At 33.0% G+C, this 12,459-nt stretch carries 9 protein-coding genes; 8 read left to right on the forward strand and 1 reads right to left on the reverse strand.

Features of this window, described 5'->3' with window-relative positions; translation table 11 throughout:
- Positions 1–10 precede the first annotated feature (10 nt).
- The 7 genes from ACJDU8_RS17790 (at position 11) to ACJDU8_RS17820 (ending at position 10,933) form a co-directional block, all read left to right on the forward strand.
- A complete protein-coding gene (locus ACJDU8_RS17790; RefSeq protein WP_406793506.1) occupies positions 11–1,450 on the forward strand; it encodes a hypothetical protein in 1,440 nt (479 codons plus the stop codon).
- A gap of 20 nt (positions 1,451–1,470) precedes the next feature.
- Positions 1,471–2,487, forward strand: a complete 1,017-nt coding sequence (locus tag ACJDU8_RS17795) for a hypothetical protein (protein WP_406793507.1) — start codon at positions 1,471–1,473, stop codon at positions 2,485–2,487.
- 38 nt (positions 2,488–2,525) lie between these two features.
- A complete protein-coding gene (locus ACJDU8_RS17800) occupies positions 2,526–8,930 on the forward strand; it encodes an LPD38 domain-containing protein (protein WP_406793508.1) in 6,405 nt (2,134 codons plus the stop codon).
- Positions 8,931–8,935: 5 nt separating this feature from the next.
- Entirely contained in the window at positions 8,936–9,517 is a 582-nt protein-coding gene (locus ACJDU8_RS17805; RefSeq protein ID WP_406793509.1) for a hypothetical protein, read from the forward strand.
- A gap of 62 nt (positions 9,518–9,579) precedes the next feature.
- The gene (locus ACJDU8_RS17810; protein WP_406793510.1) at positions 9,580–9,870 is read left to right on the forward strand and encodes a hypothetical protein; all 291 of its coding nucleotides are present in this window, start codon (positions 9,580–9,582) and stop codon (positions 9,868–9,870) included.
- 4 nt (positions 9,871–9,874) lie between these two features.
- Positions 9,875–10,543 (forward strand): peptidoglycan recognition protein family protein, encoded by a 669-nt coding sequence (locus tag ACJDU8_RS17815; protein WP_406793511.1) that lies wholly within the window; start codon positions 9,875–9,877, stop codon positions 10,541–10,543.
- Positions 10,544–10,567: 24 nt separating this feature from the next.
- Entirely contained in the window at positions 10,568–10,933 is a 366-nt protein-coding gene (locus ACJDU8_RS17820) for a hypothetical protein (protein WP_406793512.1), read from the forward strand.
- Between the two features lie 186 nt (positions 10,934–11,119).
- Here the strand turns inward: ACJDU8_RS17820 and ACJDU8_RS17825 are convergent, their stop codons facing one another.
- Positions 11,120–11,320, reverse strand: coding sequence for a hypothetical protein (locus ACJDU8_RS17825; protein WP_406793513.1), 201 nt, complete (start codon positions 11,318–11,320; stop codon positions 11,120–11,122).
- Between the two features lie 251 nt (positions 11,321–11,571).
- Between ACJDU8_RS17825 and ACJDU8_RS17830 the strand changes: the two genes are divergently transcribed.
- Positions 11,572–11,754, forward strand: a complete 183-nt coding sequence (locus ACJDU8_RS17830; protein WP_406793514.1) for a hypothetical protein — start codon at positions 11,572–11,574, stop codon at positions 11,752–11,754.
- Positions 11,755–12,459 lie beyond the last annotated feature (705 nt).

A 12,459-nucleotide genomic window follows, 5' to 3' on the forward strand; every position in this document is an offset into this window, starting at 1 on the left:
GTAATAAATGATGTTTGATATTTTAAGTGTAAAATATGGTGATTTAGGATGCCGGCCTAATGGAGGACATAGCCAATACTATTATTTTGAAGTAACTGATTTAGGAGCTAATGCAAATTTTAGATTTTCTCCTCGGCTATCCATTCCTATACTATGTAAACGAAACGTAAGAACATTAATTGGCAATGAAGTTTTCGAAGAACTTGGGTGTAGCTCTCCTACAGGAATTGCAAAGGTCGATATGGCCGCATTTTGTAATTATCCCAGGTCTTGGGTTCCGTATTATGAGATTGAAGCATATTCAGATACAGGTGTTATGGGAACATTTGCAAGTGCTTATTTAGGAGGTGTATATGCTAGAGATTCAGGTGCAGGCGAACTTGCTTTACCTAATCTTTGGATATCCGCATATGGTTGTGATACAAGTACAGAGCTTACATTACTTCAAAGGAATGCAAGCGAGAATAAATTTATACCATATTATTCTGATACTACAAACAAATATTTTATAACTGGAAACTTAACTTCTGGTACCTGGAATAAATGCGGGTTTGAAGTACCAAATATTAAAATAGAAGGGTATTCAACAATACGTCATGGAGTGTCTGAAACTGCTAATGGTGAAGTAACTATAAATGATAAAGTATTCCATTTGTTCAAAGGTGGCTATGAATATATTGGCGGCCTTTTTGATAAATATGGTGCGTGGTATAAAAGTGATGTAGGTATTGATTTTGATGAAGATAATGCTGGTAGTTGCGGTGGTTACTATGTTAATAATGATGGTAAAATATCTTCACCTATTTATGTTTTAGAGTACAAAGTTATAAAAAGACCGACCTTTTCTGGTGTTTTAGATGATATTAAAAAGCCAATAGGTATTTCAACCCCTGATTACAATAACGGAATTTTACTCAATACATCCATACATATTTTGTGGATTAACATTAAGTTGTTTATCATGAATTGGTATGAATATATTGGGCAGACAGAAGAGTTCATTAAAAGTACAGCTGCAGACATATATTTGGATAAAGATTGTTATTATTATAGCCTCTATCCAACGGTAACTCTTACTACAGATGAACAAAACCAAATAGAAATTTTAGAAAAAAACAATAAAATACAAAATGGTAAATATAGATACTTTACTAGGAAAGAATACAATGCAGTGGTAGAACACATAAATAGCATTATAGGTTCCAATGTGCCTAAGCTTGATGACTATAAAACAGCATTAAGTAGTAAGCATTTTCAGGATATGATAGATGCCATTAACACTTTTAGTTCAAACTATGAATATGATTTTAGGATTTATTACAGAAATAGAAGTAATGCTGAAGGAGATATTCCGGGAGATAAACATTGTATAGAGTTTAAAGCTGGAGATGATTCTAGTATTTCATATGAGAATAAGCAGGTGGATGTTCCGTATGTTAAACTATATTAATGAAATAAGGAGCTGATATTATGGCAGGATATACAACATATACGGGGTTAGGCAGTGTTACACTTCAAAATCCTCTTACAAGGGTTTTGTCAGACAGTGAGTATCAAGCCAAAGCCCAGAATCAATATGATCCTTCTTACAATTTGAAAGTTACGGGATTAAGAAATGCTTTAACAAATAATCTATCAAACTTAGAAAATTCAAAGGGAACAATTGTGGCCAATTATGATAAATCTGTTGCTAACCAAAATTTAAATAATAAGATATCCAAAAATAATTTAAATAATGACGCTTTAAATAGAGGTCTTGGCAGAAGCTCTATAGTAACAAGTGGACTAGCACAGGCAGATGTTATAAATAATAGGGCACTGGCAGGGATACAGACAGACAAGGTAGCTGCCTTGAATAATTTAGCACTGCAGCAGGCAAATACAAGTTCGGAAGAACAGAATCAGGAAAATACCATGGCTGCAAATAGATTAGATGATTTACAAGCCCTAGCAGATAAAATGAAAAATACGGACCTGGATAGATATGATAATGAGCTATCAAATAACAGAAATTTTTATATGCAGCAGCTTAATTATAATAATCAAGTAGGACAGTTAAATGACAGTAATTATTGGAAAGGCATAGACCAGAGTAACTGGCAAAAGATTTTTGATAATAATAACTACTGGAAGGGTGTAGAACAAGGTAACTGGCAGCAAGAATTTAATCTAAACAAGGCTAATTCAAATTTCAATAATGATTTAAATTTGAAGAAGTTTAATCTTGACGCAGACAATTCTCAGTTTAATAATAATTTAAATTTGAAGAGTTACAATACGTCAGCAAATGCAATCAACGCCAGGATATCAAATGCTGCAGCAGATGTTTTCGGCAGTGTATATGATGCGTCTAGTAATAAAAAATCTTTAGCAAATTTAACAGGTAGTAGAGCAAGAATATTAACAGAACTTTCAAATGCAGGTATGAGTTATGCGGAAGCTTTGGATTTTTATTCGAAGATGTATAAAAGTTTAGGTGGAAAATAATAATTCTATTCTAACAAACACAAAAGGAAGTGGTATTAATGTTTAAACTACCAGAAGGGCATCTTGTTAACAAAAAAAAGAAACAAGATTACGATACCTCATATGATTCAACTAACCCAATTGACATTGAGCTACCAGCGTGGCATTTGGAGGATTCTTCTAAGGATAATACTTCTGATTATGATACTTCAAGCGATTCCACTAGCCCAATAGACGTTAAATTACCAGAGTGGCATCTTGTGGATAGTCCTTCTAATAATGATAACAGTGATTTAGGGAAATACGGTGATATGTGGGAAAGCATTCCAAATACTACTACAAGTACGCCAGGCCAAACAGTAAGTAATTATGACGCCGGGACTGATAATTTAAAAAACAGTCCCGGCTTTTTTAGTAAAATAAATAATTGGCTTAATAATAGTTCTTTGGGAAAGTTCGGCAAAAATTTTGATACCAGTAATAATAATTCAAATTTAAATACTATAACAAAAGCTTTTGAGAGAAAAGAACCTGATCCAAATGAACCTTCATGGGGTGACGTACTCTCAAATTCTGCAAAATCTTCATTATATAGTACTCTTGAAGGCTTTGAGAATCTTCCAAGAGTAGCCTATAAATATATAGCTGGTAATCCGGATAATTCTGTTATGGATTGGTTGGATAACCAGCATAATTATTTAGATCAAAAAGTACAAGGCTATGAAGATAAATTGAAAGATGTTGATCCTTATTCCTCTAAGGGAACCGCCAAATTAGCAATAGAAGGAGCTGGTCAGGTTGCTACTGTATTTTTACCAGGTGGTGCTTTAGGAAAGCTTGGGAAAGTTGCAGGACTAGGAGAAAAGGCAGTAACAGCACTTCAGATGTTGCCTTTTGCTGAACAGGCGGGAGGTAATTATGCTGCCCAAGCAGAAAAGGAAGGTGCTACAACCGGCCAGCAATTAGCTTATGGATTAGCTGGTGGTGCCTTGGAAGGTTTGACCGAAGCTATACCTTTTAAGGGAATATCTAAATTAATTGGTGGCAATGCAGCAGAAGGCTTAATAAATAATGGAGCAAACACTTTAATAGGTAAATACGGGAAATTAGGTCTTGAATATATTAAAAACATAGGTAAAGAAGCAGCACAGGAGGCCATAATTGATCCACTTACAGGATTGGCCAAGAAAGCAATATATGATCCCAATATGAAATTAACTGGTGAGGGTGGAGTTTTAGACACTAGCCAAATGGCACAAGATGCATGGGGTGGAGGTGCTATGTCAATATTAATTTCAGGATTAGGTCTAGGAAAAAATACATTAAGTCATAAACTGGCAAGCCATATGATAGAGAACAATGTAGAGCCTACGCCTAAGAATGTAAATGTATTACAGAATCAAGTTAATAATGATATTCAAGCTTTTGGAGTTCCTGAGGTTAATAATAATGAAATGTCTCAAGCTAATTCAATACAGCCACAAGAACAATTTATCAATACCTTATCTGATACAGACACAACTATAAATACTGGTGAACAACCTACTATGACACCAGAAAATGCTACTCAAATAACGCCACAGAAAGAAGAAACCGTACCTAGTAATATAAATATACCTGAGGCAAATAATAGCTCTGTAAAAGTCCATGGAGAGGAAATAAAGGAAGCTTTAATTACACCCCAAACTATAGAACCAGGACAGAAGTATAGCCTAAAAAATCTAGGTGATGTTATCATAAAAAATAATGATGGTAAATTAATAACAGCACAGCATAAAAGTGGCCAGGATATCAAAATAGGGATTGATGGCTTTAATAATTTAAATCCTCAGTATTTAGGTAATACCATTACTTTAAATGGCCAAGAAGTACCTTCAGACAAAGAAAATAATGTTGAGGATGAAATAAAAAATAGCTCAGAGCCAGCGACCCAAAAGGTTAATGATAGTATAGCGAAGATTAAAAATGACGAAATTCCAGATAATATTAGGAAAATACCAACCAGATTAATAGGTGTTAATCCTCAAAGGTTCCAGTTTAAAGAAGATATGAATTCCAATACAGGTACTAGTAATGAATTGAAAGGGACTGATACCTTTGACCATACTAAAGCAGGAGTTGTTACTATATGGCAGGATAGGAACGGAAAGAACTGGGTAGTAAATGGTCATCATAGAGTAGAACTAGCAAACAGGACTAAAACACCATATGTTAATGCTATGGTACTTAAAGAAAAAGAAGGCATAACTGATAAGCAGGCAAGGGAAATTGGAGCACTTCAGAACATAGGAGAAGGTAAAGGAACATCTAAAGATGCAGCACAAGTCTTTAGGGATGGCGGCTATAATTTAGATGATATAAAGAACTTAGGGTTATCTACTACAGATAAATTTGTTAAACAAGGCTATAATATATCTAAACTAAATGACAGAGCTTGGAACAAAGTTGTAAATAAACAGATAAAGGATAGTCAGGCTTCTATGATTGGAGAAGCGTTCCCGGCAGATAATGAAAAAAATATAGCTAATCAAAATGCTGCTGTGGATTATATTCAAAGTGAAGGACATGTTTCAGACCAGGAATTAAAAGAGGCTATAGACCAGATTAAAACTGCTCCAGTTACAGGCCAGCAAATAGATATGTTGGGTGGTTCTGAGTTTATAATGAAAAATAACTTTAAGAACAAAGTAAAACTCATATCTAAAGTCAAGTCAATTCTAGGAAGTGAAAAGTCAGCTTTTAGTAATGTTTTAAACAAGAAAAAAGCAAGTTTGCTTAATGAAAAAGGTAATGTGCTAAATGATACGGCCAATAAGAAGCAATTAGATTTAGTAAATCAGGGGTTGTTATTAGTAGACCTTGGGAAAAATAAAGCAGGCGATCCTATTAATGATATATTAAATAACTATGCAATTAAGATAGAACAGGGCATGAGCAATACTAGGGCAGCAGAAGGAGCTAGTAAAGAAATAGTAGATCTAGTGGATAAGGGCGATTATTTAAACAAATTAAACAATAATCAAATAGGAGGCCAGCAAAGTTTATTAGGAGGTTTAAGTAATGAAAAACAGGGACAAGGTGTTACTGGCAACAAAACTTCAGGAACAGGAGCTGGAGTTCAGGAAGATGCAGCAAAGGAAACAGCAGAAGGACCGAAACGAGAAGAAAAGAACCTGATCTCCCGTGTTAATGCTAATAATATTAGCCCCTCCATGAACGCCCAAGACGCGTTTGATCAAGTTCCTAATAATAGTATATTAAACAAGAATGATAGCATCAATAATACTGAATCAATTACAGGAAATTCTCAGGAACAAACTAAAGGAGATTTAGCTCAAACTACACCTGAACAGGAAAAAAAGATTCAAATTTTAACTCAAAGATCGGAAAAATTAGGACACGGTAAACCAAAATTTTTTATTAATAAAAATGGACTAATCCTAGTAACGAGCAAGTCTAAAAGCAATGCTACTATGAAACATACTATCTTTAGAAATGGAAGAACTAGCACAGGACATTTAGGGAGTAAAGAAAGTATTTTTTTGGAAGTTAAGCCTGGCATAAATTCAATGGATAACAATACATCTTTAAATAATAATCCCACTATATCCAATAAGACAATGTGGAAGAAGCCTTCTGTAACTGCCAATGACAGTACCAGAGGTACTTCCCTGACATTAGACGTCCAAACAACCGGGTACAGCCTGAATCCTTCCACTAACAATAGTATATCTAATAAAAATAATAATATCAATAAGGCTAAAAAGAAATCTACTGACACAAAAGCCTATATTGCACCAGATAGAAAAACTTTAAATAGTAGTGGTACAGGTGAAACATTACCTAGAAAACAAATTATAGATAGCCTTATAAAAGAATTAGATATACCAACTAGAGTTGGGAGAATGAATAAGCGCAGAGCATCAGGAATATACAAAGAACGGCCTGAAGTTATAAGGACTAAATTAGCTGAAGATATACCAACTTTATCTCATGAAATAGGCCATCATCTTGATAAGTTATACAGGATAAATGATTTAGTTAAAAATAATTCTAAATTTAACAAAGAAATTATGGATTTAGGAGAAGAGCAAGCCAAGTTACAAAAACTAAATACTGAGGAACAAAGAAGTGAGGGAATAGCTGAATTCGTTAGAAAATATCTAACCGGTGAGGATTTAGGTAATGTTACATTTACCAATATGTTTGGGAAAATATTAGACGGAAAACTAATAAAGGCACTTAACATTTTTAGAAAGCACTATATGAAATATCAAAATGCTGATGCAGGCAATAGAGTTTTAGCTCATGTAGATTTTGGAGACAGTAGAAAAACTATTAAAGAAAAGGCGCAAGAAAAAATACAAGATGTTAAAAACACTAGCTTCGATAAATTTTACACTACTTGGGTAGACGAGCTAAGACCATTAGAGAATCTGGTCAAAAAGGGTACAACTAAAAGTATATGGAGTGATCCTTTTAGAATGGCCTGGTTGTTTAGAGGTTGGAGTGGTAAAGCCATAGGAGCTATTAAGTATGGAGTTTACAACTATAATGAAAATGGTAGGCTTATTGAAATGTCAAAAGGTTTGAATGAAATATTGAAACCCATAAAAGCAGATGATATGGACAACTTTAGAAAATACATTATAGCAAAAAGAGTTATTGAAAAAGAAGAACAGGGCATAAGGACTGGGTTTGATTTAATGGATGCAGAAAAGGTAGTTGAAAAATATGATAAAAATAAAGAGTTTGTAAAGGCTCATAAAGCGCTCCAAACTTACCAAGATTCTATACTTAAAAGACTTGTAGATGGCGGTTTAATGAGTGAGGAGCAATACAACAAAATAAAGGAACTCAATAAAGACTATGTACCATTCTATAGGGTTTTAGATAATGAAGAAGGTACTAGTAAATATACAGGAAGTACCTTTGGTAATATTAAAAGTCCTGTTAGAAAAATGAGAGGCAGCAATGCTAGTATAGTTGACCCAATAGAGAGTATAGTTAAAAATACTTATTATTTTACTAACCTAGCTGAAAGAAATTTAGTATCACAGAGTTTAGTCAAATTTGCAGAAGAAAATGGGGGGATGGGTAAATTTGTTGAGAATGTAACACCTAAATTTTCAGTAACTAAATTTGAACTGAGTGAAATTAAAAGTTCACTGGAAAATGTAGGTTTTGACATTGAGGATTCTGACATGGAAGAAACAGCGAAAATATTCAGGCCGATAATGCGAGGTAATGCTTCAGAAAATATTATAACGGTATCTTTTAATGGAAAGCCTAAATTGTATCAACTAGAACCTGATATATACCGGGCAGTTATGGGACTGGATAGAGAGAGTAGTAATTTAATATTTAGAGTTGCCAATCTTGCTACTAAAACATTAAGGGCAGGGGCAGTTTTAAATCCTGAATTTGCATTTAGAAACTTAGTTAGAGATGCATTGGGGGCCACTGTATATTCAAAATATAATTTTATACCTGTACTAGATACTATAAAGGGTTTATCTCATGTGCTGAAAAAAGATGAAATGTATCAATTATGGCTAAATAGTGGGGGTGCTCAAAGTGATTTCATATCTATGGATAGAGATTATTTGGCCAAAGGTGTAAAAAATGTTTTGTCTAGAGGCAAACCAAAGGAAATATTAGTAGACTTTTTAAAGAATCCATTAGAGCCTCTTAGGTATCTTTCATCATTATCAGAAGAAGCTACAAGGCTAGGACATTTTGCTAAAGGGTTGAACAAAGAAGGTAATTCTAGAGAAGGAATATCGGAAGTAGGATTAAGTACAAGAGATTTAACAACAGACTTTCAAAGAAGTGGGACGGCTGGTAAAAATGCTAATAAACTAATTGCTTTTTTTAATGCTACAGTACAAGGGCAGGATAAAATGATAAGAACATTTAGAAATCCTAAGACCAGAACAGCAGCTTTAATCAAGGCTTTAGTGAGTATAACTTTGCCATCATTAGTATTATGGGCTATGTATCATGATAATGATAAAATTAAAGAACTTCCACTATGGAGAAAAGATTTATTCTGGAATATACCTACCCAAAATCATGTTATAAGTATCCCTAAGCCTTTTGAATTGGGTATAATATTCGGCAGTTTATCAGAAAGAATTTTAGATCACTTTAAAAATGGTGATCCAAAGGCTATGAAATCATGGGCAAGTGACTTTTTAGGAAATATGCTTCCTGGAGGAATCCCTGCAGTAGTTCAACCTATGGTCGAATGGTGGGCAAATAAGAGTTTCTTTACTGGACTTCCACTTGAAAACGAAGGAGATCAAAGTCTTCCGGCTTATCAAAGATACTCAGCTTCTACTTCTTTATTAGCAAAAAACTTAGGGAAATTTGCATCCAACTTTACAGATGGTGGCTTATCTCCTAAGAAAATAGATAATACATCCAGGGATATACTGCAGGACTTGGTAAGTATGCTGTAAATGCCATGGATACTATTCTAGGTGCTAAAAATGAAAAACCAGCAAGTTTACTAGAACAAATTCCAGGTGTAAGAGGATTTTTAGTTAATCCATATTCACAGCCACGAACTATTGATGATTTTTATTCACTGAAAAGTGATATAAATTCAAAATACCAGGAAGCAGTTAAAAAGTTCAAAGCTGAAAATCCTGATATATCCGATAGTGACTGGAGCAGAGCTTTAAGAAACGATATTACGCCTATTGAAAATCCTGAAAAGGAAGTAATAAGTTTACCTGACGAACTCTCTCAATTACACAAGCAGCAATATGAGTATAATAAAGCATCACAATATTTAGGTGATGTTAGGAAACAAGAACAGGACATTTACGGAGACGATAGTTTATCTGCTGCAGTTAAGCAAGGGAAAATTAATCAACTTCAATTTCAAGCTGTTCAATATATAAAGCAATTTAATAGTACAGGAAGTGCAGGTGCTACAGAAAGCGATAGTACGGAAAGTACAGGATTTGGGAGTTCATCTTTTGGTAGCAGTTCTTCCAAAACCACTACTAGAAAATCAACGTATTATAAACGCAAGTATTAATAGAATCAGAGTTTGGTTTTTTAACCAGACTCTTTTTTAATATAATCATTGGAGGTATGGACATGAATACAGTAACAATCAGTATATTAATTTCTACTGCATCTATAGTAATTGCTTTTATATCCTTACTACGGTTATTTAGCAAAGATGGAAAGGAAGATACGCAAAACCTTGCCAGAATAGAAGCCAAATTAGACTTTGTGGGAGGCGATGTTAAAGAAATGAGGGATGACATAAAAATTCTAGGGGTAAACCAGACAGCAATAGGTGAACGATTAGCAAAAGTTGAGGAAAGTTCAAAGTCTGCACATCACAGAATAGATTCATTAGAAGGAAAGAAAAAGGAGGAATGATTTTATGAATATTATTCAATCAAATTTAAGCTTTAAAAGTAATATAGCTTATGGAAATAAACCTGACACTATTGTTTTACACCATGCAGAGTCCTCAAAATGCAGTGTTTATGATGTAGACCAATGGCACAAGTCTAATGGGTGGGCAGGAATAGGATATCATTATTTTGTTACAAAACAGGGACAAATTTATACTGGAAGACCTGAAAACGCAGTTGGAGCACATTGTCCAGGCATGAACGACCATAGCATTGGAATTTGTGCAGAAGGCACCTATATGAAAGAGGTTATGCCAGAAGTCCAAAAACAGGCTATTGTAGACTTAGGTAAATATATTAAGGATAAGTATAAAATAACTAAGATAGGTGGCCATAAAGAATTTTATTCAACGGATTGTCCAGGCAAAAACTACCCATTACAGGATATGAAAAATTTAATATTAAGTACAGCTCCAGTTACGCAGTCAGTCGCAGCTCCAAGATATGAAGAAACTATTCCGCCAGATCCTAATATTTTTCCGATATTAGGATGTTTTTATATTGAGAAAAGATCTGACGGTAGTATGGGCATTCACTTAGATAGAGGAAATTACATTGTTATAAGGAAAGGTGGTATTCCTGAAGTGTATTGGAATGATAACCAGGGATCCGGTGGATTTAAAAAGCTATTCTAATAAAAAAATATGGAGGTGTATACAATGAATCAGATAGTAATAAATAATATTTTAGTACCAATTATAGGTGCAGTTATAGGCACCGTAATTGAAATTGGCAGGAGGCAAATAAAAAGTTATTTGGATAGTAAGCAGGAACTTATACAAAAGCAAAAAGAGGCTGTTATACAATCTATAGGAATTGATAGATATAACAAGGATAAGCAGATTATCCAGGATGCAGTTAAAACAGTTGAGCAATTAGGCAAGGAATTTAATTGGGAAGGTGCAGTTAAACATTCCAAGGTATTGGAGCTTATAAAAGGCAGAACTGGTTTAAGTGATGATTATATCTATAACATAATAAAAGGTACTGTGCTAGAAGTAAATAATATTGTTAATGATAAATAATTTAAAAGTCTAGAATGGTGTTATAGGCTATTTTAGACTCTACTTTTGTATAAAATATTATACAAATTTTTATTTATTTGTTTAAAATACTATGCATTATGGTATAATAAGCTTAAAAGAAGCCGTTACGGTTTTTAGTTTAGAATGGATTTAGTTAATTAAAATGCACTTATGCGAGGGTGCATTTTAATTTTTTGAATGATTATTTCTATCATCATCGACAGTAATAGAAATCTCACTATTATTCTCTTGAAAGTTATTCTTATGTTTAAGTATAGCTTTTTCTTTTAGGTATGCCAGTATAGCAAAAATTACGGTTGTACCTATCACTATACCTGTTGTTGTTATGCATACCAAGGAAACAATAATAACCAGATTATCACTCACATTGTCACCCCCCTCTGCTGTCAAATTAACCGTAACGACCTCTTTGAAAGAGATAAAATTACTGGAGGGTGACTAACTAAAAACATTTTTATTCTCTTGATAATTATTATATCATAATTTCATAGTAAAAATAGTTATTGCTCCGAGAAACCGGGGCTTTCTTTTTTTATATAAAATTGGAATATTCAGCAGCAATATACATATTATTGTAGAAGTACTTATATGTAATAATTGAAAGGGGAGAGAAATAAATGAAAGTCATAGGAATAATTCTTATTATTGTAGGAATTGCTGGAATAATAGTGGGTTGTGTTGTGCGCGGCAACATAGGAATAGCTGATATAATAGGAGCTTTAGCAGGCTTAATATCAGGAATAGGATTTATTTTGGCAGACAAAAAGATTGAATTATTATCGAATAATAAGAGTTCTTAGTTTATTCTATATCGGTGGAAAGAGATCAAATATATACTTAAAAAAGATAAAAGCCCTGGTTAATTCCAGAGCTTTTATTGAGGTAATACATAATCGAGTGAGATAATAAAATATTTTTATGAGCATTAATCATTATATCCAATCTTCTATGTTTTAAATAAAAAAAGAGAGATTTTACGCTCTCTAATTCTTATTATTTATCATACCTTTCAATCATAAAACCTATAGCCGTGACAGCAACACCGATTAAAACAATCTCCCACATAATATCCTCCTATACTTGAGAAAATTTAATAATATTTATTGTGAATACAAGTTATTTCAATAGTTTTGTATATATACAATATATGTTAATTTAATATTATTATAGTAAGCATTGAAAATACACATATTGTTAATATATGTATTTAAAAACGTTCAATTGTAAAATCCTCTTTATATTTTGCCGTCAAAAATAATTCGAATTTCATAACATATTCTAAAGAGTCAATAAAATTAATTTTACTCTGAAACCGTTGAGATGCTTAGATTTTAAAATACGATCACATGTCTACAATAAATAATAATTATTTTTAATTTGAGTTTTATTTTTTATACAAAAAAATTGAAAGGATTAATGATACCCTTAATAGTATGACCAAAATTTATAAATTGAGTACAATAAATAGAAAGTAAACAATTAAAGTGTAGGATGCATAGTAATAA

Origin of the sequence: Candidatus Clostridium eludens (genome assembly GCF_045310515.1) — a bacterium.
Classification (GTDB): domain Bacteria; phylum Bacillota; class Clostridia; order Clostridiales; family Clostridiaceae; genus Clostridium_B; species Clostridium_B eludens.

Excerpts from the sequence above, each read along its gene's own strand:
- ACJDU8_RS17790 (WP_406793506.1), top strand. The coding sequence starts at position 11 with ATGTTTGATATTTTAAGTGTAAAATATGGTGATTTAGGATGCCGGCCT.
- ACJDU8_RS17795 (WP_406793507.1), top strand. The coding sequence starts at position 1,471 with ATGGCAGGATATACAACATATACGGGGTTAGGCAGTGTTACACTTCAA.
- ACJDU8_RS17800 (WP_406793508.1), top strand. The coding sequence starts at position 2,526 with ATGTTTAAACTACCAGAAGGGCATCTTGTTAACAAAAAAAAGAAACAA.
- ACJDU8_RS17805 (WP_406793509.1), top strand. The coding sequence starts at position 8,936 with ATGGATACTATTCTAGGTGCTAAAAATGAAAAACCAGCAAGTTTACTA.
- ACJDU8_RS17810 (WP_406793510.1), top strand. The coding sequence starts at position 9,580 with ATGAATACAGTAACAATCAGTATATTAATTTCTACTGCATCTATAGTA.
- ACJDU8_RS17815 (WP_406793511.1), top strand. The coding sequence starts at position 9,875 with ATGAATATTATTCAATCAAATTTAAGCTTTAAAAGTAATATAGCTTAT.
- ACJDU8_RS17820 (WP_406793512.1), top strand. The coding sequence starts at position 10,568 with ATGAATCAGATAGTAATAAATAATATTTTAGTACCAATTATAGGTGCA.
- ACJDU8_RS17830 (WP_406793514.1), top strand. The coding sequence starts at position 11,572 with ATGAAAGTCATAGGAATAATTCTTATTATTGTAGGAATTGCTGGAATA.